Annotated in this window: 19 protein-coding genes and 1 pseudogene; 10 read left to right on the top strand and 10 right to left on the bottom strand. The window is 69.9% G+C overall.

The window, feature by feature from the left end; all coding sequences use genetic code 11:
- Positions 1 to 3: 3 nt before the first annotated feature.
- The 4 genes from ABQJ56_RS11815 (at position 4) to ABQJ56_RS11800 (ending at position 3,663) form a co-directional block, all read left to right on the top strand.
- The gene (locus ABQJ56_RS11815) at positions 4 to 1,002 is read left to right on the top strand and encodes a DNA-directed RNA polymerase subunit alpha (RefSeq protein WP_192105751.1); all 999 of its coding nucleotides are present in this window, start codon (positions 4 to 6) and stop codon (positions 1,000 to 1,002) included.
- Positions 1,003 to 1,235: 233 nt separating this feature from the next.
- Complete coding sequence (gene rplQ / locus ABQJ56_RS11810; RefSeq protein ID WP_367845218.1) at positions 1,236 to 1,619, top strand: 50S ribosomal protein L17; 384 nt, start codon at positions 1,236 to 1,238, stop codon at positions 1,617 to 1,619.
- Between the two features lie 155 nt (positions 1,620 to 1,774).
- Complete coding sequence (locus tag ABQJ56_RS11805; RefSeq protein WP_367845217.1) at positions 1,775 to 2,296, top strand: disulfide bond formation protein B; 522 nt, start codon at positions 1,775 to 1,777, stop codon at positions 2,294 to 2,296.
- On the top strand, positions 2,293 to 3,663 hold the full coding sequence (locus tag ABQJ56_RS11800) for a class II 3-deoxy-7-phosphoheptulonate synthase (RefSeq protein ID WP_367845216.1): 1,371 nt from the start codon (positions 2,293 to 2,295) through the stop codon (positions 3,661 to 3,663). Before ABQJ56_RS11805 ends, ABQJ56_RS11800 begins: the two co-directional genes overlap by 4 nt.
- A 21-nt stretch (positions 3,664 to 3,684) precedes the next feature.
- Here ABQJ56_RS11800 and ABQJ56_RS11795 read toward each other — a convergent pair whose 3' ends face one another.
- Together ABQJ56_RS11795 and ABQJ56_RS11790 are read right to left on the bottom strand one after the other, a co-directional pair.
- The gene (locus tag ABQJ56_RS11795; protein WP_367845215.1) at positions 3,685 to 3,963 is read right to left on the bottom strand and encodes a hypothetical protein; all 279 of its coding nucleotides are present in this window, start codon (positions 3,961 to 3,963) and stop codon (positions 3,685 to 3,687) included.
- Between the two features lie 12 nt (positions 3,964 to 3,975).
- Positions 3,976 to 5,580 carry an amidase gene (locus ABQJ56_RS11790; RefSeq protein ID WP_367845214.1) on the bottom strand — a complete coding sequence of 535 codons (1,605 nt, stop codon included), beginning with the start codon at positions 5,578 to 5,580 and terminating at the stop codon, positions 3,976 to 3,978.
- A gap of 201 nt (positions 5,581 to 5,781) precedes the next feature.
- Between ABQJ56_RS11790 and ABQJ56_RS11785 the strand changes: the two genes are divergently transcribed.
- Both ABQJ56_RS11785 and ABQJ56_RS11780 read left to right on the top strand, forming a co-directional pair.
- Complete coding sequence (locus ABQJ56_RS11785; protein WP_437343426.1) at positions 5,782 to 6,432, top strand: c-type cytochrome; 651 nt, start codon at positions 5,782 to 5,784, stop codon at positions 6,430 to 6,432.
- A gap of 31 nt (positions 6,433 to 6,463) precedes the next feature.
- Positions 6,464 to 7,087: pseudogene (locus ABQJ56_RS11780) on the top strand (class I SAM-dependent methyltransferase); the annotation flags it as partial.
- A gap of 267 nt (positions 7,088 to 7,354) precedes the next feature.
- Here ABQJ56_RS11780 and ABQJ56_RS11775 read toward each other — a convergent pair.
- The gene (locus ABQJ56_RS11775) at positions 7,355 to 8,326 is read right to left on the bottom strand and encodes an AraC family transcriptional regulator (protein ID WP_367845212.1); all 972 of its coding nucleotides are present in this window, start codon (positions 8,324 to 8,326) and stop codon (positions 7,355 to 7,357) included.
- A 13-nt stretch (positions 8,327 to 8,339) separates the two neighbouring features.
- Entirely contained in the window at positions 8,340 to 8,870 is a 531-nt protein-coding gene (locus ABQJ56_RS11770) for an OsmC family protein (RefSeq protein ID WP_367845211.1), read from the bottom strand.
- Positions 8,871 to 9,091: 221 nt separating this feature from the next.
- Here ABQJ56_RS11770 and ABQJ56_RS11765 point away from each other — a divergent pair, with 221 nt between their 5' ends.
- Positions 9,092 to 9,688: a cupin domain-containing protein gene (locus ABQJ56_RS11765; RefSeq protein ID WP_367845210.1), complete on the top strand. Its 597-nt coding sequence runs from the start codon at positions 9,092 to 9,094 to the stop codon at positions 9,686 to 9,688.
- A 96-nt stretch (positions 9,689 to 9,784) separates the two neighbouring features.
- On the opposite strand, the gene ABQJ56_RS11760 is transcribed toward ABQJ56_RS11765, so the two are convergent.
- The 4 genes from ABQJ56_RS11760 to ABQJ56_RS11745 all read right to left on the bottom strand — a co-directional run bounded on the left by ABQJ56_RS11760 (position 9,785) and on the right by ABQJ56_RS11745 (position 13,823).
- The gene (locus ABQJ56_RS11760) at positions 9,785 to 10,303 is read right to left on the bottom strand and encodes a mismatch-specific DNA-glycosylase (protein ID WP_367845209.1); all 519 of its coding nucleotides are present in this window, start codon (positions 10,301 to 10,303) and stop codon (positions 9,785 to 9,787) included.
- Positions 10,287 to 10,985 carry a Dph6-related ATP pyrophosphatase gene (locus ABQJ56_RS11755; RefSeq protein ID WP_367845208.1) on the bottom strand — a complete coding sequence of 233 codons (699 nt, stop codon included), beginning with the start codon at positions 10,983 to 10,985 and terminating at the stop codon, positions 10,287 to 10,289. The genes ABQJ56_RS11760 and ABQJ56_RS11755 overlap by 17 nt, the downstream gene beginning before the upstream one ends.
- On the bottom strand, positions 10,982 to 12,364 hold the full coding sequence (locus ABQJ56_RS11750; protein WP_367845207.1) for a sensor histidine kinase: 1,383 nt from the start codon (positions 12,362 to 12,364) through the stop codon (positions 10,982 to 10,984). Before ABQJ56_RS11750 ends, ABQJ56_RS11755 begins: the two co-directional genes overlap by 4 nt.
- Before the next feature lie 793 nt (positions 12,365 to 13,157).
- Positions 13,158 to 13,823, bottom strand: a complete 666-nt coding sequence (locus ABQJ56_RS11745; RefSeq protein ID WP_367845206.1) for a response regulator transcription factor — start codon at positions 13,821 to 13,823, stop codon at positions 13,158 to 13,160.
- A gap of 145 nt (positions 13,824 to 13,968) precedes the next feature.
- Here ABQJ56_RS11745 and rng point away from each other — a divergent pair, with 145 nt between their 5' ends.
- The 3 genes from rng to tldD all read left to right on the top strand — a co-directional run bounded on the left by rng (position 13,969) and on the right by tldD (position 21,070).
- On the top strand, positions 13,969 to 15,447 hold the full coding sequence (rng, locus tag ABQJ56_RS11740) for a ribonuclease G (RefSeq protein WP_367845205.1): 1,479 nt from the start codon (positions 13,969 to 13,971) through the stop codon (positions 15,445 to 15,447).
- A 27-nt stretch (positions 15,448 to 15,474) separates the two neighbouring features.
- Entirely contained in the window at positions 15,475 to 19,431 is a 3,957-nt protein-coding gene (locus ABQJ56_RS11735; protein WP_367845204.1) for a YhdP family protein, read from the top strand.
- A 199-nt stretch (positions 19,432 to 19,630) separates the two neighbouring features.
- Entirely contained in the window at positions 19,631 to 21,070 is a 1,440-nt protein-coding gene (tldD, locus tag ABQJ56_RS11730) for a metalloprotease TldD (RefSeq protein ID WP_367845203.1), read from the top strand.
- A gap of 55 nt (positions 21,071 to 21,125) precedes the next feature.
- On the opposite strand, the gene ABQJ56_RS11725 is transcribed toward tldD, so the two are convergent.
- The gene (locus tag ABQJ56_RS11725) at positions 21,126 to 21,587 is read right to left on the bottom strand and encodes a GNAT family N-acetyltransferase (RefSeq protein ID WP_367845202.1); all 462 of its coding nucleotides are present in this window, start codon (positions 21,585 to 21,587) and stop codon (positions 21,126 to 21,128) included.
- On the bottom strand, positions 21,565 to 22,026 hold the full coding sequence (locus ABQJ56_RS11720; protein WP_367845201.1) for a hypothetical protein: 462 nt from the start codon (positions 22,024 to 22,026) through the stop codon (positions 21,565 to 21,567). Before ABQJ56_RS11720 ends, ABQJ56_RS11725 begins: the two co-directional genes overlap by 23 nt.
- Positions 22,027 to 23,094: the final 1,068 nt, after the last annotated feature.

Raw genomic sequence — 23,094 nt, 5'->3', positions numbered from 1 at the left:
TGCATGGCAGTTTCGTCAACTAGCGTGCTGCGGCCACGCGGCCTCAGCGTCGAACAGCTCGGAGCCAATCGCGCAAAGGTGGTGGTCGAGCCGCTCGAGCGTGGCTTCGGTCATACCCTGGGCAACGCGCTCCGTCGCGTCCTGCTCTCCTCGATCCCCGGCAGTGCCATCGTCGAGGTCGAGATCGACGGCGTGCTGCATGAATACACCACGCTTGAGGGCCTGCAGGAGGACGTGATCGAAGTCCTGCTGAACCTCAAGGACGTGGCGATTCGCCAGCATACCGGCGACGAGGTCACCCTCACCCTGTCCAAGAAGGGCAAGGGCGTGGTCACGGCCGGCGACATCGTCGTCGACCACTCGGTGGAGATCATCAACCCCGAGCACGTGATCTGCCACCTGACCAAGGACATCGCGCTCAACATGCGCCTGAAGGTGCGTCGCGGCGTGGGTTACCAGCCGGCCAGCGCCCGCGTCCATCCGGACGACGAGGCGCGCCCGATCGGTCGCCTGCAGCTCGACGCCTCGTTTGCGCCGGTGCTGCGCGTGGCTTACGAAGTGGACGCCGCCCGCGTTGAGCAGCGCACCAACCTCGACAAGCTGGTGCTTGACATCGAGACCAACGGCACCATCGGTGCCGAGGACGCGGTGCGCAAGGCGGCCGAGATCATCAACGACCAGCTGTCGGTGTTCGGTGACTTCTCGCGTCGCGAGAGCGCCACCGACAAGGCCGAGAAGAGCGGTTTCGACCCGCTGCTGCTGCGCCCGATCGACGATCTGGAGCTCACCGTGCGTTCGGCGAACTGCCTGAAGGCCGAGAGCATCTACTACATCGGCGACCTGGTGCAGAAGACCGAGGTCGAGCTGCTGAAGACGCCGAACCTGGGCAAGAAGTCGCTGACCGAGATCAAGGACGTCCTTGGCTCGCGCGGTCTGGCTCTGGGCATGAAGCTGGAGAACTGGCCGCCGGCCGGGCTCTCGCACGGCATGCAGCTGGGTTGATGTGATCGTCCCTGATCACTGTTGTAGCTAAATCTTGGCCAGGGCGTGTTCAGCGCTCTGGCCAAGCGCCAAAAGCGGCCATCCATGGCCGCACTCCTCACAAGAGCTCTTGCTCCGATGAGGGCTTCAATAAAGAGCCTCCGGTTCACCGAGGCCATAAAAGCGGGTAACCGCGGGGTGCTGGACACAGGTGCCAGCGCTTCATAACAACAGACCTACAGAGAGTATTCGCCATGCGCCACATGAAATCCGGTCGCAAGCTCAACCGCACCAGCGCCCACCGCGAAGCGATGTTCAAGAACATGGCTTCGTCGCTGTTCAAGCACGAGCTGATCCGCACCACCCTGCCGAAGGCCAAGGAACTGCGCCGCGTCGCCGAGCCGCTGATCACGCTGGCCAAGACCGACGGCGTCGCCAACCGCCGCCTCGCCTTCGCGCGCCTGCGCGACAAGGAAGCGGTGGGCAAGCTGTTCGTCGAGCTGGGCCCGCGCTACCGCGAGCGTCCCGGCGGCTACCTGCGCATCCTGAAGTGCGGCTTCCGCGACGGCGACAACGCTCCGATGGCGTATGTCGAGCTGGTCGGTCGCCCGCAGGGCGAGGCCGTCGACGCCGAGTAAGCGCCGCCGCGCCGGACATTCAGACGTCCAAACGAAACCCCGGCCGGGCGACCTGCCGGGGTTTTCGCTTGTGCGGCAAGCGGCCGCCCGAACCGATGCTGACAGCCCGCCGGCAAGCGGGTAATGTCGTGCTCCCGCTCCACGCCATGTCGCCCATGAATCCCTTGCGTTGGTCGTTTCGCATCAGCCTGCTGGCTGGCTTCCTCGTCTGCGCGGGCCTGATCGGCTTTGCGCTGTATGCGCAGTACGTGCTGCAGATGGACCCGTGCCCGCTGTGCATCCTGCAGCGCGTGGCGTTCATCGCACTGGGCGTGGTGTTCCTGATCGGCGGCCTGCACGCGCCGCGTGGCGGCGCGCGCTGGGCGTACGTGGGCCTGCTGGTGCTGGTCGCGCTGGTCGGCATCGGCATCGCCGCGCGCCACCTGTGGATCCAGTCGCTGCCGCCCGGCCAGGTGCCGAGCTGCGGCGCGCCGCTGGGTTATCTGCTGGAAACCCGCGCCAGCAACGGCGGCCTTGTCCGCGTGTTGCTGAAGGTGCTCAGCGGTTCCGGCGAATGCGCCGCGGTGCAGCCGATCCTGGGCCTGTCGATGCCGTGGTGGTCGTTGATCTGGTTCGCGCTGCTGGGTATCTGGTCGGTGCTGGCCGGCCTGCGCCGCCCGGCGAGGACGCGGCGATGAGCGGCAGCACGCCAGCCGTGTTCGCCGCGGGCTGGGCGCCGTCCTCGTGGCAGCAGCACGAGGCGTTGCAGCAGCCGCAGTACGAGGACGCCGCCGAGTTGGCGCAGGCCACCACGCAACTGGCCGAGCTGCCGCCGCTGGTGACTTCGTGGGAGGTGCTGGCGCTGAAGCAGGCGCTGGCCGAGGCGCAGGAAGGCAGGCGTTTCCTGCTGCAGGGCGGCGACTGCGCCGAGAGCTTCGCCGACTGCAGCAGCCCGATCATCTCGAACCGGCTCAAGGTGCTGCTGCAGATGAGCCTGGTGCTGGTGCACGGCCTGAAGCAGCCGGTATTGCGCGTGGGGCGTTTCGCGGGCCAGTACGCCAAGCCGCGTTCGGCCGACACCGAGACGCGCGACGGCGTGACGCTGCCCAGTTTCCGCGGCGACGTGGTCAACGGCCCGGAGTTCACCGCCGCGGCGCGCCGCGCCGATCCGCAGCGGCTGATCCGCGCCCATGCGCATTCCGCGCTGACGATGAACTTCGTGCGCGCGCTGATCGATGGCGGCTTCGCCGACCTGCATCACCCGGAATACTGGGACCTGGCCTGGGTCGAGCATTCGCCGCTGGCCGCCGAGTACCGTCGCATGGTGGCCGGCATCGGCGATTCGCTGCGCTTCATGGAGACCCTGGCTGGGCCGATCGCCGGCTTCACCAAGGTGGATTTCTTCACCTCGCACGAGGCGCTGCTGCTGCATTACGAGCAGGCGCTGACGCGCCAGGTGCCGCGGCATCCGGGATGGTTCAACCTGTCCACGCATTTCCCGTGGATCGGCATGCGCACCGCGGCGCTGGACGGCGCGCACGTGGAATACTTCCGCGGCATCCGCAACCCGATCGCGGTGAAGATCGGCCCCTCGGTGACGCCGGAGCAGTTGCTGCCGCTGGTCGACGCGCTGAATCCGCAGGACGAGCCGGGCCGGCTCACCCTGGTGCACCGCATGGGCAACGCGAAGATCGGTGCGGCGCTGCCGCCACTGCTGGCGGCGGTGAAGCGCGAGGGCCGGCGCGTGCTGTGGGTGGCCGACCCGATGCACGGCAACACCGAGAGCACCGCCAACGGCTACAAGACGCGCCGCTTCGACAACATCCGCGGCGAGCTGGACCAGGCGTTCGACATCCACGCCGCCGCCGGCACCCGCCTGGGCGGCGTGCACCTGGAACTCACCGGCGAAGACGTCACCGAATGCACCGGCGGCGCGCGCGGCCTGTCCGAGGTCGACCTCGAGCGCGCCTACAAGTCGATGGTCGATCCGCGCCTCAACTACGAGCAGTCGCTGGAGCTGGCGATGCTGATCGTGCGCAAGTCGGCGGGTGGGCACGCGGACTGAGCGTGCCCCGGGGTGGCGGGCTCAGCCCGCCGTTTCCAGCGCTTCCTTCGTTTCGCGCGCCTCGCCGCCCTCGGGGGGCGGGAAGTGGTACCACGCCTCGTGCGGCGAAGCACGTCTGCAGGACAGGCACTGCGTCATCGCCCAGTGGTGGCCGCAGCCGGGGCAGCAGCCCGCCGTCCAGAACGTGTTCCACACCGCGCCGCAGCCGGAGCCGGGCTCGCCCGGCGTGCAGCGCCACCGGCTGTCGGGGCGCGGCTCCCATGCGCACAGCGGGCAGTGGATGTGGGGCCGGCGCTCCATGCGATGCTCCGTCTACGGCTTCGACGCGGCCACCGCCTTGCCGCCCACCGTGTCGAGGAACCGCGGCGGCTGCCATGCATGGGTGTGCTGCTCGAAGCCGTAGGCGATCGCGATCAGCGTGGGCTCGCTCCACTTCGCGCCGAACAGCACGATGCCCACCGGCAGGCCGTGCGCCCAGCCGGCGGGCACGGTGATCGAGGGGTAGCCGGCCACCGCGGCCGGTTGCGAAGGACCGCCGATGGTGGGGTCGCCGCTGACGATGTGGTCGCCCAGCACCGGGTCGGTCATGAAGGCCGGTCCCCATGATGGCGCCAGCAAGGCATCGAGGTGCTGCGATTGCAGCGCCGCATCGATGCCTTCCGGGCCGGCCAGCCGTTTCGCCTTGGCCGGCGCCTCGCGGTAGGCCGCATCGGTGGGCGCTCCCTTCGCCTCGGCCTGCTCGAACAGCTCCTGCCCGAACCATGGCATCTCTTCGGCGGCGTGCGCCTTGTCGAACGCGATCAGGTCGGCCAGCGTGTGCACCTTCAGCCCGGTGCGGGTGGCGAGGTAGGCGTTGATGTCGTGCTTGAAGTCGTATTGCAGCACGGTGTTCTCGGCATCGCCGAGTTCGTTGATGTGCGGCAGTTGCACCGGGTCGACGATGATCGCGCCCTGCGCCTTCATCGCGGCGATTGCGGCGTCGAGCACGCGGTCGGCGTTCGGTTCGATGCCGGCGAGCTGGCGCACCACGCCGATGCGCTTGCCGCGCAGGCCGTTCGGGTCGAGGAACTTCGTGTAGTCGGTGGCGTGCCTGTTGGCATCCGCGGTGGCCGGGTCGCGCGGATCGCTGCCGGCGATCACCGAGAGCAGCGCGGCGGCGTCGGCCACGTCGCGCGCCATCGGCCCGGCGGTGTCCTGGTCGTGGCTGATCGGCACGATGCCGGCCCGGCTCACCAGGCCCAGCGTGGGCTTGATGCCGACGAGGCCGTTCATCGAGGCGGGACAGATGATCGAGCCGTCGGTCTCGGTGCCGATCGCCACCGTGGCGAGCCCGGCCGCCACCGCGGCGGCGGAGCCCGCGCTGGAGCCGCAGGGGTTGCGATCCAGCGCGTAGGGATTCCGGGTCTGCCCACCCACGCCGCTCCAGCCGCTGCTGGCATGGTTGGAGCGGAAGTTGGCCCATTCGCTGAGATTGGTCTTGCCGAGGATCACCGCGCCGGCCGCGCGCAGCTTCGCCGCCACGGTGGCGTCGCGCGGCGCCGGTGCGCCCGCCAGCGCCAGCGAGCCGGCCGTGGTCCGCTCGCGGTCGCCGGTGTCGATGTTGTCCTTCAGCAATACCGGGATGCCGTACAGCGGGCCGTGCGTCTTGCCGCGTTCCGCATCGAGTCCGCGGGCGGCCTGCAGCGCGTCGGGATCGGTCTGCAGCACCGCGCGCAGCGTGGGACCGCCCTGGTCGATGCGCCGGATGCGCTCGATGAATTGCTGCGTGAGCGCGTGGCTGGTGAGCGTGCCGGCATCCATGCGCTGCTGCAGCCGGGCGATGGAAGCATAGGCGGCGTCCTGCTCCTGCGCGGCCAGCGGTGCGCTGGCGAGCAGGGCGGCGGCGAGCAGCGAACGGGCCAACAGTCGATACGTCATGGCATCCCCCGGCAGGCGCGACGCGGTGGCCGCAGGCGCCGAGCATAACTGCCTCGAAGCCGGTACGAATCTGCCTATACTCGGGACATGAACCCACGCCAGCATGCCCGGCCGCGTGTCGCCGCCCGTCGTATCGCCTGCCATCTGTCCCTGCTGTTTTTTCCGCTGCTCCTGGCACCGGCATCCGCCGCCACGGCGGCCATGCCGCCGGTGCCCGACACCTTGCAGCAGCGCATCGCCGCCTGCGCCGCCTGCCATGGCGAGCACGGCGAGGGCTCGCCCGGCAGCGGCTTCTTTCCGCGCCTCGCCGGCAAACCGGCCGGCTATCTGGTGCGCCAGCTGCAGGATTTCCAGAACGGCCTGCGCAAGTACGCGCCGATGGAATACACCGTGCGCGGGCTCGATCCGGCCTACCTGCGCGCGATCGCCGGATACTTCTCGGCACAGCAGGTGCCCTATGCGCGCTCGCCACTGCCGGCGGTATCCGCCGCGACGCTGCAGCGCGGCGCACAGCTGGTGAGCGCGGGCGACCGCGCGCGCGGCATTCCCGCCTGCGAGAGCTGCCACGGCGGCCAGCTCACCGGCGTGCAGCCCGACATCCCCGGCCTGGTCGGGCTGCCGTACGACTACATCAGCGCCCAGCTCGGCGCCTGGCGCACGCATACCCGCGCCACGGTGGCGCCGGATTGCATGGCGGAAGTGGCCGGCCGGTTGGCCGAGGCCGACATCACCGCGGTGGCGGCGTGGCTGGCCAGTCGCGAACCGCCGGCCGACATGCACGCGCAGGCGGCCGGCAGCGTGCGGCCGCCACTGCACTGCGGCGTGCTGGCGGGCAGCGACGCCGGCACATGAGCGCGTGGCGATCCGGTGGTGTCGCGGCGCGATGGGCCCGGGCATCGGCAGGCGACGGTCGAAGGGGACTCACCTGCCGCCGTCATCCGCAAGGCGAACCGCCGGCCATGCACCGGTGAACGGGTTCTGCGACGAAGCCATTCTGGGCGCGTGGCACGAGAATGCCGCGCCGTGGATCGCGGCCGTGCGCAGCGGGTCGATCGAGAGTCGCCGCCTGGTCACCGACCACGCCATCGTCGCGGCGATCCGCCGGCTGCAGCCGGCGACGGTGCTCGACGTCGGCTGCGGCGAGGGTTGGCTCGCGCGTGCGCTGGCGCCGCTGGGCATGCGCGTGCACGGCATCGACGCGGTGCCCGAGCTGGTGGCGGCGGCGCGGCTGGCCGGCGGCGGATCGTTCGAGTGCCTGTCCTACGAGGCATTCGCCGTCGGCGCGCCGGCGCCGTCCGTCGAGCTGGCCGTGTGCAACTTCTCGCTGCTCGGCGACGAGGCGACGCGTGGCGTGATCCGCCGCCTCGGTTCGCTGCTGCCGCCGGATGGCGTGTTGCTGATCCAGACCCTGCACCCCGGCCATGCGGCAGGCGATGCCGGGCGCGAAGGCTGGCGGCCCGGTTCGTGGGCGGGTTGCGGCGAGGCCTTCGGCCGCGCCGCGCCGTGGTATTTCCGCACGCTGGCCGGCTGGCGCGAGCTGCTGGAGGAAGAAGGGTTCCGCCTGCGGGCGACGCACGAACCCCCTCATCCGGCGACGGGCGTGCCGTGCTCGGTGATCTTCGAGGCCGCCGCATCGGGGCGCGGGCGCTGCCCCGGCGACATCGACTGCATCCGCCGCCCCCGGAGCAATCGCACCGGCATGGCGAGCCCGCCGGACGTGAGCCGCCATCGCCACGCGCCGGCGGATCGGGCAGGCACCCGGCGGCGGGCTTGCTCAGCGCACGAGTTCGCGCGCGACGTGGTTCCGGCGCCAGGCGGCGGGGGGCGAACCGAATTCGCGGCGGAATGCCCGGCTGAAAGCCGTGTCGGTGCGGTAGCCCACGTCCTCGGCGATGCGCGCGAGCGTGGCGCTGCTGCGGCACAGGAGGTTCGCCGCGAGCAGCATGCGCCATTGCGTCAGGTACTGCATCGGCGTGCTCCCGGCCAGGTGATGGAAGCGCTCGGCGAGCACCGACCGCGACGTGCCCACCTCGCGCGCCAGGGCTTCCAGTGTCCAGGCGTGGGCCGGGCGGCTGTGCAGCGCGCTCAGGGCGGGGCCGACGATGCGGTCGCTCGCGCCCGCCAGCCAGCCGGTGCGGCCGGCGCTCTGTTCGCTCATGTACAGGCGCAGCACCTCGATGAACAACAGTTCGGCGAGCTTGGCCAGCACGCCGGCCCCGCCGGGGCGGGGCGAGCGTGCCTCCGCCAGCGCGTAGCGCACCGAGGTTTCCAGCCAGGCGCCGGCGTTCGATCCGCGCACGTTGACCCGCAGCAGCGGCGGCAGTCCCGCCAGCAGCATGCGGGCGAGGCGGGCGTCGCAGGCCAGGTAGCCGCAGACGATGCGCGTCGCCGGGCCGCCGCCGCCGTAGTTCAGCTGTCGCGGCCGACGCAGCAGCACGGCATCCAGCCGCGCGCCCGATGCCGGCGTCAGGCCGGGTTCGGAGCCCATCCGGTGGGCGTCGCCATGCGGAAACACGATGGCGTCGCCGGCGTCCAGGCGCATCGGCGGCTGGGCGTCCAGTTCGACGACGCATTGACCCTCGGTGATCAGGTGGAAGATCACCACGCGCTCGGCGCCGGGTTCCAGCAGGGTCGCCACCGAATCCGCGCAGGGGGACTGGTAGCACCACGGCGCGGTGAACCTGGCGTGGATGAAGATGGCACCGGTCAGGTGCACGACACGCAGGATTTCCGACAAGGCATCCATGATCCGCGGCGCATCAGTGGCTGTCGGTGTCGATGTGCAGGTCCACCGCCACGGCGTGCTCCAGCGCATTCGGTATCGGCGAGCAGCGGTGGCTGTCCTCGACCAGGGCGCGCAGGCGCGGCGCAACCCCGGCCGCGGCGATGCGCACGTGCAACTGCACCTCGCACGGCCCGGCGAACACCGGCATGCCCTCGGCGTCGGGCAGGTCGAGCAGGCCGCGCAGGTCCGAACGGCTGCCGGCCCGCACCTCCAGCGCGCCCAGCTCGATGCCTGCCGCGGCGGCGCCCATCGCGATGCGCGTGGTCAGGCATGCGGCGACGCCGGCACGGAACAGCCAGCCCGGCGTGACACCGTCGCCGCCGCCGCCGAGTTCGATGGGCATGTCCGTCGAGACCCGGGTGCCGTTCGCGTGGCTGGACACGACGCGGGTGCCGCCGTCCCAGCGCGCCACGGCGGGCGCGTCATCGTGCAAGCCCATCCCGGGGCGGCGCCGCAGGGCCTGCTCCATGCGTTGCATGGCGCTTGCGATGTCTTGCATGGTCATGGAGGCATCCTCCCCGGCGGCCTCGTGGACGCGAGTGTCTCGCTGCGCGCTGCCGTGGCCGGGCATCGGCCAGCCGGACGCTCGGGCAGAAAACGCCGACGCGCGGACAGGACACCAGCGGGGGCCCAGCGTACTACTAGCGCGGGCTGGCAGGCGAAGGCCCAGGCGGGCAGCGCTGCCCGTCGGCGCCTGCCGCAAACCGGAGCCGAAGGAGAGCCGCCATGTCGATCATCCATGCCAGAACCAGCCCGCGGTCGGGTGCGCCGGAGGGAGGCGGGAGAGCCGGCCATCCGGAACGGAGCAAGGGGCTTTTCGTTGCCCTCCGCTCCCGTGTTGCCAGGATGAAAGGCCGCGGCGCGACGGTCGCGCCCCTGTTCGTGCTGCTGGCCCTGGCAGGACCCCTGGCGTTGCGCGCGGCCGACATGCCTGGGCCGTTGCAGCCAGGGGAAATCAAGTGGGGCGCGGTGCCGCCGGTGCTGCCCGCCGGCGCGCGACTGGCCGTGCTCGCCGGTGATCCCGCCGGCACGGGCATGGTGATCCTGCGCCTGCAGATGCCGGCCGGTTACCGGATACCGCCGCACTGGCATCCGACCGACGAGCACGTCACGGTGATCTCCGGCAGCTTCGCCATCGGCATGGGCGACAAGCTCGACCCCGCGAAGTCGAAGACGCTGAAGCCCGGCGGCTACGCCGTCGCGCTCGCCCGCATGCACCACTACGCCTGGACCAAGAGCGGGGCCGTGGTGCAGGTGAGCCTGATGGGGCCGTTCCAGCTCACCTACGTCCATCCGGCGGACGATCCGCAGCAGAAGAAATAGCCGTCCAGATGGAAAGCGCGCGACTTCGGTCGTGCGCGCCGGATGGCGGCAGGCGCTTCCACTGGCGGAGGACGCGACGCCCCAACCCTCCCGGCTTCACCCCGGCGGGGAGAGGGAAAAGAGCGCGCCCAGTTCGCGCCACGGCCCCACATCCCAATGCCCCCGCGCCTGCCCCGATGGCGAAGGCAGCACGAATACCCGCGTGCTGCCGATGCACTCGTCCTGCAGTCCGTAGGCAGCGGCGCGCCCCAGCGCCGCGCGTGCCGCGTTCTTGCTGGTGAAGGCGAGCAGGCGCGGCGAGACCTGCGCGATTTTCGCGCGCAGTGCGGGTACGTCGAATGCGTCGCGCGGCAGTTCGTCGTCGTTGCCGCTGTGGCGCTTGGCGAGGTCGGTGAGGCCGATGCCGAATTGCGGCAGCAGCGGGAACTCGGCCGGCGCGAGCAGGCGCGGCGTGAAGCCGGCCTCGAACAGCGCGCGCCAGAACAGGTTGCCGGGATGGGCGTAGTAGGCGTGCTCGGCGGCGGAGCGCTTGCCCGCCGCGGTGCCGCAGAACACCAGGGCCAGGCCCGGTTGCAGCACGTCGGGCAGGATGTGCGGCTCAGGCCTGCGTGGCATCGTCGAGCAGGAAATCGGTGAACTGGAAGCGGCCGTCGCGCAGCACCGATTCGCCGCGCTTGAGCCTGATCGCCTGCTTGAACAGCGGGCCGCCGAAGCTCAGGGTGTGGAATTCGCCGCGCTCGCCGCAAGGGTCGACGCCGGCCGGCAGCGCGTCGAGCAGGGCCGCATCGTAGGCGCGACCGCAGAAACCCGCATCGAGCTGCTGGATGTCCACGCAGCACAGCATGGCGCGATGGCCTTCGGCCACGAAGCGGCGCGACAGCGCCGCGGTGTCCTCGCCCCACAGCGGGAACACCGCACGCCAGTTGTCGCGGCCGAGCTGGCGCACGCGGTAGTCGCGCACGTCTTCGAGGAACAGGTCGCCGAACGCGCAATGGCGGATGCCGGGCCAGCGCCTGCGTGCCTCGACCAGCGCCCGTGCGTGCGCGGCCTCGTAGGCTTCGTTGCTGCCGGGCCAGTCCAGCAGCACCTCGACCAGCGGCAGGCCGAGCGCGGCCACCTGCGCTTCCAGCACGTCCTGCCGCACGCCGTGCATGGCGATGCGCTGGTAGTTGCGGTTGATCGTGGTGAGCAGGCCCGCCACCTGCCAGCGCGGATCGGCGCGCAGGCGCTGCAGCGCCATCAGGCAGTCCTTGCCGCCGCTCCAGGCGAGCAGGATGGGTGTGGGCGTGTCGCTCATGGCGTGCGGCATTCCTCGGCGATGACGGTGTGCCAGTCCAGCGTGGCATGCAGACGCTGCTGCGGATCGAGCCGGAAGTCCAGCGCCAGGCCCAGCGCCTGCGCGGCGGCGGCGGTGAGCGCCAGGCCCAGCCCGGCGTGGCTGGCGTGCGGCAGTTGCTTGCGCCAGAAGCGCTGGCCGAAGCTGGCGAGATCGGCTTCGGTGAGTTCCGGCGCGGCATTGTCGATGACGAGGCCGTGCGCATCGACGCTCAGCCGCACGGTGTCGCCCGCGGGCGCGTAGGCGCAGGCGTTGCCCAGCAGGTTGCCCACGATCACCTCCAGCAGCGCGGGATCGGTGTGCAGTCCTGCCGGCGGCGTGCCCTCGCTCGCCAGCGTGAGGCCACGCGCCGCCGCCGTGGTGTGCTGGCGTTGCAGCTGGCGCTCCAGCCACGAGGCCAGCGGCAGTGTCTGCCATTGCGGTCGTTCCAGTCCGGACTGCAGGCGGGTGAGCAGCAGCAGGGCGGTGACGGTGGCTTCCAGCTCGGCGCCGATGCTGCCGATCTCGGCGAGCAGTTCGGGCGTGCTGCGGCCGCTGGGGTAGCGTGCCTCCACCTCGGCCAGCGCGCGCAGTTCGGCGAGGCGGGTGCGTGTTTCGTGGGCAAGCCCGCTGGCGAACTGGCGCTCGCGTGCGAGGCCGTCGTCCATGCGGGCCAGCACGTCGTTGAAGCGCGCCACCAGCGGGTCGAGCTCCTTCAGGCGGATCGCGGCCAGCCGCTGGCCCGGTGCGTTGGGGCCGATGCCACGCATGCGCTCCACCAGGGCGGCGATCGGGCGCAGCCCGCGCCGCACCACCAGCGGCACCGCGATCAGCGCGATGGCGGCGGCCAGCAGGGGACCCAGGGCGAGGATCCAGTCGATCGCCAGCATCAGCTGGTCGAGCGAACGGCGGTCCTGCACGAACAGCAGCCGGCAGAGGCCGGTGGTGCGGGCACCGTCTTCACCGGCAGGGCGGGGGAAACTCAGCCGCACCGAGTCCAGATGGCGTTCGTGGTGGCCGAGCCGGGCGAAACGCGGCTGCGGCCCCGGGTCATCGGGCCAGCCCTGCGGCGCGGCGGGTGGCGGCGGATCGCTGCGTTGCGGCGCGGCGCCATCGCAGCGCAATTCGTACCAGCTGTCGCCGCCCGGGAGTCTGCTGATGGCGTGGCCGGCGGGCACTTCCTGTTCCAGTGCGGCCATGTCGCCCAGTGCGCGGGCCTGGCTGAGCAGGCCGCGGTGGAAGTGGCTGGCCAGCTCATGGTCGATGCGCCAGTCCATCAGTTTCGCGCCGCCACCCAGCACCAGCAGGCAGACGATGGCCAGCAGCAGGGTGACGCGGGCGGAGAGGGAGGTGGGCCTCATGCTCGGCTTCGCTCTGTGGGCGCTTGCCCATCTCCCTTCGCCCGCTTGCGGGTACGCAGGGGGGTGCCATGGATGGCGCCGGCATTCCTTACTCTCCAGCGCCGAACACATCCGTGTGTTCTCCCCGCGGGGAGGAGCAAGGAGAGGGAAGGGAGAGGGGCTTTTGCTTGTGTGTTTACGCAAGTGGCAAAGCGGTTTCGGCCACCGGCCGGTGGCCAAGAGAAAACGACACCCCGCGGCGATGCTTGCCGGGCCTCCTGCCCGGCAAGTCCGTGAGTCGTGGCCGGGCTTTTCGGCCGGACTCCTGTCCGGTCGAAAAGGCGAGTCCATCCGTGGACTCGCCCGCTGCGCGGCCTTTCCGTCCACGCCTCACCGTCGCCGAGGGGCCCTATGAAAAGCGGGCGCGCGTAGTGCGCGCCAGAAGCCGCAGCAAAAGCAAAGCCGGTCCCCCTCCCTTGCCTGCAGGGGAGGGTCGGGGTGGGGGGCGGTTGCCTCTGCGCGCAGGAGCGCGCTGCTTTACCCGGGGCCCCTATGGCGTGGCGGGGGGGTGGAGGAAAATCCGCAGGATGGCCCGCAGGGAGGCGGGCCAGTTTTTCGCCGGGACAGGAGTCCCGTCGAAAAACCCCGGAACCCGCCCGCGCACCCGCAGGGCAGGATGCCCGGAGGGCGCGCCATCGGGGTGCTCTTTCTCTTTGGCTACTTTCTCTTTGAGCACGCAAAGAGAAAGTAGCTCGGGCCGCGGCAGCGGCTCGAAACCGCCCTGTCACTTGCGGCAGCGAGAGAGGAAAAGACCTCACGGGATCAGATACCCCGCCCCGCGCCGCGTCTCGATCAGGCTTGGCATGCCGGCGGCATCCAGCTTGCGGCGCAGCCCGAACACCAGCACCTCGACGCTGCGGTCGGAGGCCTCGCTGTCGCTGCCGGCGGTGCGTTCGAGGATTTCCTGGCGGCTGAAGGCGCGGCCGCGGTGGCGCAGCAGCAGGCCCAGCACGGCGAACTCGCGCGGGGTCAGCGCCAGCGGCTGGCCGCCGACGCTCACGCTGTGCGAGCGCGGGTCCCAGGACAGCGCGCCATGGCTGAGCACGGTGGGCTGGGCCTGCTGCGGGCGCCGCGCCAGCGCGTGCAGGCGGGCCACCAGTTCGTCGAAGGAGAAGGGCTTGACCAGGTAGTCGTCGGCGCCGGTGTTCAGCGCCTCGATGCGGTCGGGCACCTGGTCGCGGGCGGACAGCACCAGCACGCGCGGCCGGCGCCCGCCGGCCGGCAGGCTGCGCAGCACGCCGATGCCGTCCAGCCGCGGCAGCATCAGGTCCAGCACCACCAGCTCGTAGTCGTAGCCGGCGAGGAAGCCGCAGGCTTCCACGCCGTCGCCGGCCGCATCCACGGTGAAGCCGGCGCCCATGAGGCCGTGGCGCAGGGTCTGGCGCAGGCGTTCGGAATCTTCCACCAGCAGCAATTTCATGCCGGGTCCATGGTCCAGGCCGGGGCAGGGGTTCCATTGTCGCCGTTCAGGCTTAGCAAAACATTCGGTTTTTCGCACCGTGCGCCGCGCATCGACAGTCGGCGCGGGCAACCGCTATAAAGACTGCCTATTCGGGGAGTTGGCCGTGAGTGAAGAAATCCTGATCAACGTGACCCCGCGCGAGACACGGGTGGGCGTGGTCGAGAACGGCATGCTGCAGGAAGTGCATGTCGAGCGGGCGTCGAAGCGCGGCTACGTGGGCAACATCTACAAGGGCCGGGTGCAGCGGGTGATGCCGGGCATGCAGGCCGCGTTCGTGGAGATCGGGCTGGATCGCGCGGCCTTCCTGCACGCCTCGGACATCGTGCGCCCGGCGCTGCCGGAAGGCACCGAGGGCAACGGCCACGGCAACGGCCATACGCCGTCGATCAGCGAACTGGTGCACGAGGGCCAGGAGATCGTGGTGCAGGTGGTGAAGGATCCCATCGGCAGCAAGGGCGCGCGCCTGTCGGCGCACCTGTCGATTCCCTCGCGCTACCTGGTGCTGCTGCCGTATGCGCACACCATGGGCATTTCCGCGCGCATCGAGGACGAGGCCGAGCGCACCCGCCTGCGCGAGGTGATGGTCAGCCTGGTCGGCGAGAACCCGCTGGGCTACATCGTGCGCACCAACGCGGAAGGGCAGAGCGCGGAATCGCTGGCCTTCGACGTGACCTACCTCGGCAAGGTCTGGCGCGTGGTGCAGGAGAACATCGCCAAGGTCCGCGTCGGCGAGCGCGTGTACGAGGAGCTCTCGCTGCCGCTGCGCAGCCTGCGCGACATGCTCACCGACGACATCGAGAAGGTGCGCGTGGACTCGCGCGAGACCTTCGAGAAGGTGGTGAAGTTCGTGCACAAGTTCATGCCCAGCCTGGACGACCGGGTGGAGCACTACGACGGCGAGCGGCCGATCTTCGACCTGTACAGCGTGGAGGACGAGATCCAGCACGCGCTGAAGAAGGAAGTGCCGCTGAAGTCGGGCGGCTACCTGGTGGTGGACCAGACCGAGGCGATGACCACGATCGACGTCAACACCGGCGCCTACCTCGGCACGCGCAACCTGGAGGAAACCGTCTACCGCACCAACCTGGAGGCGGCGCAGGCGGCGGCGCGCCAGCTCAGGCTGCGCAACCTCGGCGGCATCATCATCATCGACTTCATCGACATGGTCGACGAGGAGCACAAGCGCCAGGTGCTGCGCATGCTGGCCAAGGGACTGGCGCGCGACCACGCCAAGACCACGGTGTACCCGATGTCCTCGCTGGGCCTGGTCGAGATGACCCGCAAGCGCACCACCGAGAGCCTGGAGCGCCAGCTGTGCGAACCCTGCCCGGCCTGCAGCGGGCGCGGCGCGCTGAAGACCGCCGAGACGGTGACCTACGAGATCTTCCGCGAGATCACCCGCGCGGTGCGCCAGTTCAACGCCGAGAAGCTGCTGGTGATGGCCAGCCCCGCCGTGGTCGGCCGCATCCTCGAGGAAGAGTCCACCGCGGTGGCCGAACTGGAGGAGTTCATCTCCAAGAGCATACGCTTCCAGGCCGAGGAACATTATTCGCAGGAACAGTTTGATGTGGTTCTGCTGTAAGTCGGCTCGCACCGCGGCCACACGACAATGAACGCCTGGTGGCAGCGACGGCTGCATCTCGGTGCCCGCGCGCTGGGGTGGATCGCCGGCATCGCGGTGATCGCGCTGGCGGTGCTGATGGCGCTGGCGCAGCTGCTGCTGCCGCTGCTGGCGCGGCATCCCGAATGGGTGGCGCGCGAGCTGTCCGCGAAGCTGCAGCGCCCGGTGAGCTTCGCCTCGCTCGAAGGCCGGTGGACCGGCGCCGGCCCGCTGTTCGTGCTGCACGACGTCACCGTGGGCGTGCCGCCGGGCGGCAAGGGCGCGCCGATCGAGATCCCCGAGTCCGAACTGCGGCTGGATTTCGGCGGCTGGTTGCCTTCGCGGCACCTGGTGAACCTGCGCACGCGCGGCCTGCAACTGGACCTCGGCCGCGACGCGGACGGCCGCTGGCACGTCAACGGCCTCGGCACCGGCGGCGGCTCCGAGCAGCAGCCGGGCTTCGCCCACCTGTCGGTGGCGCTGTGGCTGGACAACCTGCGGCTGAACATCGCCGACGAGGCCACCGGCAAGCATTACAGCCTGATCGCCGACCAGCTGCGGCTGAGCCGGCAGGGCAGCCATATCCGCGTGGGCGCGCTGCTGCGCCGCGCGGACGCGCCGGGCGTGCTGCGCGGCGCGGGACGTTTCCGCGACGACGGCAGCAGCGGGCGGCTGTGGCTGTCCGGCCAGCAGCTCGACCTGGCGGCGCTGCTGGCCGGGGTGGACCTGGGCGGTTACGCGGTGCAGGGCGGCCGCGGCAACGTGGCCGCGTGGCTGGACTGGAAGCAGGGCCGGGTGGTGCGCAGCCTCGCCCGCTTCGACCTCGACGGCTTGCGCGTCGCCGGCGCGAACGGCACGGTCGACGTGCCCGCGCTGCATGGCGAAGCCGAACTCAGCCGCAGCGCCGACGGTTACGAGCTGCGCTGGGCCGGCGACGACCAGGGCGCGCTCGCGGTGTGGCTGCACCAGCCCGGCACGCCGCAGCTGTCCGTGCAGGCGGCGGCGCGCGACCTGCAAGTGGCGCCGCTGCTGCCGTGGCTGGGCCTGGCGCCCAGGCTGCCGCCCGCGCTGGCGACCTGGCTGGGCGCGGGACACCCGCACGGCAAGCTGGACAGCGTGGCGCTGGCCTGGACCCGGGCCGGCGGCGTGCAGCGGCTGGCCGCCACGTTCAGCGGGCTGGGCATCGACCCGGCCGGCAAGCTGCCCGGCGTGGACGGCCTCGCCGGCACCCTGCGCGGCGATGGCGAGGCGGTGTCGCTGGAACTGCCCGCGCAGGCCGCCACGGTGCGCGCGCCGCACGCCTTCCGCCAGCCGTTCGTGATGTCGAAGCTGGCCGGCACGCTGGCGTTCTGGCACGCGGGCGACGACTGGCACCTGGGCATCGACGCGCTGGACTTCGAGGGCCAGGGCTACGGCGGCCAGCTGCGCGGCGAGATAGCCCTGCACGATGCCGGCGGCCCGCCGTTCCTGGACCTGTATGCCAGCGTGGACCACGCCGACGTCACCGCCGCCAGGCTGTTCTGGCCGATCAGCGCGATGCCGCCGGCCACCGTGCAATGGCTGGACCGGGCGCTGGTCGGCGGCCGCATCGACCACGGCGACGTGGTGGTGCGCGGCGACCTCAAGGACTGGCCGTTCCACCACAACGAGGGGCGCTTCGAGGCGCGCGCCGAGATCAGCGACCTCGGCTTCCGCTACGCGCCGGACTGGCCCGAGGCCACCGGCATCCACGCCATCGCCAGCTTCATCGACAGCGGCATGCTGGTGCAGGCCGACGGTGGATCTTCGCTGGGCGTGAAGATCGACCAGGCGGTGGCGCTGATCCCCGAGTTCGCGGACGGCACGCTGGACCTCAATGTGGACGGCCACGGCAACGGCGCCGACTTGAACAGCTTCATGGTCAAGAGTCCCGTCGCCAGCAGGCAGGCCGACCTGCTCGCCCATCTGAAGCTGGGCGGCAGCAGCGACTTCAGCTTTCACCTCTCGCTGCCGCTGGGCGCACCGCAAAACTTCCTGCTGGCGGGCAACGCGCAGCTCAAGGACGTGGACGCGAGCAATGCGGACTGGAGCCTGCAGCTCGCCAGGCTCAGCGGCCCGGCCACGTTCAACGGCCACGACTTCCACGCCGGCCCCTTGAGCGGCAGCTTCCACGGCCAGCCCGCCACCCTGGATCTGGCGATCGCCGGCGCCACCGGCGACCCGAACACCGTGCTGGCGGCGAAGCTCAGCGGCAACTACAGCCTGGCCGACCTCACCGAGGGCTATCCCTCGCTGGACTGGCTGGCTCCGCTGGGCAGCGGGCGCAGCCCCTTCGACATCGGCTTCAGCCTCACCGAGCCGGCGAACGGCGGCGCCCTGGTGCAGACCCTGACCGTGGATTCCACCCTGGCCGGCATGGCGCTGGACGTGCCGGTGCCGCTGAAGAAGTCCGCCGACGAGGCGCTGCCGCTGCACCTCGCGCTGACCCTGCCGCTGCGGGGCGCCGACCTCCAGCTCGCGCTGGGCGAGCAGGCGCGCGGCCACCTGCGCCTGGCCGACGGCAGCAAGCCGCTGGCCGGCACGCTGGCGTTCGGCACGCAGATGCCCGCCGAGCTGCCCGCGCAGGGGCTGCGCATCCGCGGCCATGCGGCGAAGCTGGACGTCACCGGCTGGGTGCAGCAGGCGATCGCGCTCACCGCGGGCAGCCACGGCGCCGCGGGCAATGCAAGCGATGCAAGCGATGCAAGCAACACGAGTGGCGGCCCCACGCTGGAAAGCGTGGACGTGGGCACCGATCACGCCGAGTGGTTCGGCCGCCCGCTGGGCGCGATGACCCTGCAGGCCACGCCCGCGGTCGACAACCTGCAGGTGGACGTGAACGGCCCGGCGATGGCGGGGCGCTTCAGCGTGCCCACCGGGGAGCTGGACAAGCGCGGCATCACCGTGCGCCTCACCCACCTGCACTGGCCGGGCAATCCGCCTGCGCCCGGCGGCAAGGCCGCCGCCAGCCAGCCGGAGGAAAACCCCGCCAACACCGGCATCAACCCCGCTTCGCTGCCGCCGTTCCACCTGTGGGTGGGCGAGCTGAGCTTCGGCGACGCGAAGCTGGGCGAGGCGCGGCTGGAGACCTGGCCCACCGCGCAGGGCATGCACATCGACCAGCTGCGCGCGCTGTCGCCCAGCGTGCAGGTCACCGGCAGCGGCGACTGGAACGGCACGCCCGCCGACAGCCACACCCACATGCGCATCAACTTCGCCGCCGACGACCTCGGCAAGATGCTCACCGCGTTCGGCTACACCGGCCTGGTCAACGGCGGCAAGACGCAGGACCAGCTCGATGCCAGCTGGCCCGGGGCGCCATCCGCCTTCAGCCTCGCCAATGCCACCGGCACGCTGGGCATCCACGTCAACGACGGCCGCATCCCCGAAATGACGCCGGGCGTGGGGCGGCTGTTCGGCCTGGTCTCGCTGGCCGAACTGCCGCGCCGGCTGACCCTGGATTTCGGCGACGTGTTCGGCAAGGGCCTGGGTTTCGATTCGATCAACGGCGATTTCCGCCTCGCCGACGGCAGCGCCACCACGAACAACCTCGTCATCAAGGGCCCGGCCGCCCAGATCGGCATCACCGGCCGCACCGGCCTGCGCGCCAAGGACTACGACCAGTACGTGCAGGTGGTGCCGCACATCGGCAACAGCCTGCCGGTGATCGGCGCCGTGGTGGGTGGCCCGGTCGGCGCCGCCGCCGGCCTCGCCGTGCAGGGCCTGCTGGGCCACGGCCTCAACAGGACCGTCGGCGCGCGCTACCACGTCACCGGCAGCTGGGACAAACCGGTGATGACCCTGGTGGAGAAGCACGAAGTGCCCGTCGCTCCCGCCGCCACCCGGCCGCCGCTGCTGCCCGCCGCGCCGTCGTCCAGCCCGGCCATCACGATACCGCTGCGCGACAATGCGCTGTCGCTGCCTGCCGCGTCGTCATCGTCGCCGTGATCAAAGCCCCGCGCCCGCTTGCGGGAGAGGGGGCGGGGAGAGGGCGCTTTTGCTCGAATCCGCATCTCGGCAAGCCCGAATCCTCTCGTCCGCCCTCTGTCCCACACGTGGACGCGGGGAGCAGTGCAAGCGCCGCGGCTTTGATTTCCCGCGCCGCGCCCCCATTCTCTCCCTTCCCATCGCCATCGACCGAAGACCCATGGATTCCCTGATCGCCCAGGCCCAGAGCCGGCTGCTGACCCCCGGCGGACTCGCCACCGGCGACCTCGAGCGCGTGTTCACGCAGCTGATGGGGCCGTCCATCGACGCCGCCGACCTGTACTTCCAGCATTCGCGCAGCGAGTCGTGGACGCTGGAGGAGGGCATCGTCAAGGACGGCAGCCATTCCATCGAGCAGGGCGTGGGCGTGCGCGCGATCTCCGGCGAGAAGACCGGCTTCGCCTACTCCGACGAGATCGTGCTGCCGCAGCTGCTGGAAGCCTCGAAGGCCGCGCGCGCGATCGCCCAGGACGGCCGCGGCGCCGGCCAGCCGCTGGCGCTGGGCAACGCGCGGCAGCTGTATCCCGCGATCGACCCGGTGGAGAGCCTGCCCAACCCCGACAAGATCGCCCTGCTGCGCGAGGTGGACGCCTATGCGCGCGCGCGCGACCCGCGCATCACCCAGGTCATCGTCAGCATGGCCGCCACCATCGACACCGTGCTGATCGCCGCCTCCGACGGCACGCTGGCCGCCGACGTGCGTCCGCTGGTGCGCCTCAACGTGCAGGTGATCGCCGAGGCCAACGGCCGCCGCGAGCAGGGCTACGCCGGCGGCGGCGGCCGCTACGGCTACCGCGAACTGATCGAGAACGGCCGCGCGCTGGCCTTCGCCGACGAGGCGGTGCGCCAGGCGCTGGTGAACCTCGATTCCGTCGATGCGCCCGCCGGCCAGATGGCCGTGGTGCTCGGCCCCGGCTGGCCCGGCGTGCTGCTGCACGAGGCCATCGGCCACGGCCTGGAAGGCGACTTCAACCGCAAGGGCAGCTCCGCCTTCGCCGGCCGGCTGGGCCAGCGCGTGGCCGCGCCCGGCGTCACCGTGGTCGACGACGGCACGCTGCCCGGCCGCCGCGGCTCGCTCAGCGTGGACGACGAGGGCACGCCGACCAACTGCACCGTGCTGATCGAGGACGGCATCCTCAAGGGCTACATGCAGGACAAGCTCAACGCGCGCCTGATGGGCATGGCGCCCACCGGCAACGGCCGCCGCGAATCCTTCACCGCGCTGCCGATGCCGCGCATGACCAACACCTACATGCGCAGCGGCAGCCACGATCCCGACGAAATCATCCGCTCGGTGAAGAAGGGCCTGTACGCGCCGAACTTCGGCGGCGGCCAGGTGGACATCACCAACGGCAAGTTCGTGTTCTCCGCCAGCGAGGCCTACCTGATCGAGGACGGCAGGATCACCGCCCCGGTGAAGGGCGCCACCCTGATCGGCAGCGGCCCCGACGTGCTCACCCGCGTCTCCATGATCGGCAACGACATGAAGCTGGACGAGGGCGTGGGCGTGTGCGGCAAGGACGGCCAGAGCGTGCCGGTGGGCGTGGGCCAGCCCACGCTGAAGATCGACGCGATGACGGTGGGCGGGACCGCGGCGTAGCCCGGATTCAGCAGCGCGCCGGGCGCCTGCCGGAAAGAGTGGGGCGGCGGCGCCCCTACAGGACCTTTTCCATGAAGACGTTGAAGTCGGTGGCCGCGTAGTTGCCGAACGGGCCGCACCAGTCGAACCCGTTGCGCAGGTACAGCGAGTGGGCGGCCGTGAATGCCGGGCCTGTTCCGGTTTCAAGGTACAGGCGCCCGTACTTTCTGTCGCGCGCCGTGCGCAGGATTTCATCGAGGATCGCCTGGCCGACGCCTTTGCGGAGAAAGGCAGGCCGCGTCCGCATCGACTTGATCTCGCCGCTTGGGCTGTCGAGCTCTTTCAGCGCACCGCAACCGCAGAGGTCCTGGCCGCACCAGGCAGACCAGAACGCGACGCCGGGCTGCCGCAGGCTGTCGAGCGCGAGCGCATGGACATGGCCCGGCGGCGAATGGCTGTGCATGCCGGCGAGATGCTCCGCGACCAGGGCCTGTATCGCAGGCGAGGACAGATCGTCAATCCGGGTTTCGATGTGCATGACGTGTGCCGTTGACCGTGGCGCGTGGCGCCTGGCGCCCGAATCTGGCAGTGCGCGCAGCGCGTCCATTGGAACGAGATGCCGGGGGCGACTCGCAAGATCGAAGAATGCGGCCGGAAACCCACAGGTTCTTTGCAGGAAGGACCAAGCTGGATTCGATCGGCGTAAGGAAGACCGTGAACAGCGTGATTTTCAGCCACCCCACGGTAGGCGCCGCCGGATCAAGGCGACGGCACGATCTGTCGACCAGCGCCGTATAAAGCAACACCGGCGGGATCGTGACCAACACCAGCCACAGGCTGGTAGCGACCGTGGCATGGACCGAATCCGTCGCCGCGAACGCGCAGGTGGACATGAAGCAGCCCACATGGACGATGTACGCCTTGAGGAGAAGCAATCTCCTTCGTCTGAGAGCTGCGATGAGTGCCGATTTTTCCATCACCTTGACGCTGGAGTTATGCGGCGCGCGGAACGCGCGTCCGCTTGGACGAATAGCTATGCCGCCTCGTAAGGCGGCTCGGGAGCATAGGCATTTGTTGCGCCAGTGCTTTCATGGAATCGCTGAACCTCCGACTGAGGATATTTTGAGAATCGCGCGGAGCTAAGATTTTTGGAGGCTACCTCAACCGGCAAGCGCCGGTCAGGCGGGCAAACACCGAACAACTCAAGATGCTGCAAATTGGGTAGTTTTGCGATAGGGGCGAGCGATAGAACATTGAGCGTTTTCCCCGAAGCATCCCGGCTCGGCAACGAAGAAAGCCGTAGGGTTGCTAAACCACGAAGCTCGCCTAGTGGAGATAGGTCAGACGCATGTGGAAAGTGAAGGATGCTTAGATATCGAAGGTGATTGAGACCTGCCAGAGCATCGAACGAGGCATCCGGCCAAGTCGCGACGACAAGTGTCTCGAGATTCGCGAATGTGCTCAACAAGGCAAGCGACTTGTACTTGCAATGCCATATGCGGGCCGAGTGCACCGCGAGAGGGGCTTCCACGGGAGGGAAAGCGCTCTCCTTTTTACGCATCAGATCGATGTGCATGGTGCCTCAGCGGTATAGCGCTGGAGTTAAGCGGCGGCCCGAACGGGCCGTCCGCTTGGACGAGTGGTTAGGCGCCGCCTACAGAGGACACGGAATTGAGCACTAGATTTTCCAGTGTGCCGTAGGAATTGCACTGAACGGTTGTCACATTATTTTCAAAACGCCGTGTCTCTGAAAAATCAGTATTGACACTAACCTGTGTGCTGTTTCCAGCATGCTTTACAAACACGTTGAAATTTGCTTTGCGGCCAACTATTTGGAAAAGCCCTGGCTTGCCGCAATCGGCCATGGAATCGTCGAATCTGGCTGACTCCGCATAAATTACGCCACTGTCTTTAGGGATGCTCTGATCTATTCAACATGAAACGGACGTCCATACGTTCGCTCTTGAATCCACGTTCGGACGGAAAAATAGTTGGATCACTCGTAAAACGAGGCCGTTGAGCGGTGAGTGCGCGACCCGTTGGGC

It is taken from the genome of Rhodanobacter geophilus, from assembly GCF_040812275.1.
In the GTDB taxonomy this organism is placed as follows: domain Bacteria; phylum Pseudomonadota; class Gammaproteobacteria; order Xanthomonadales; family Rhodanobacteraceae; genus Rhodanobacter_A; species Rhodanobacter_A geophilus.
This window is presented reverse-complemented; position numbering and strand designations above follow the sequence as displayed.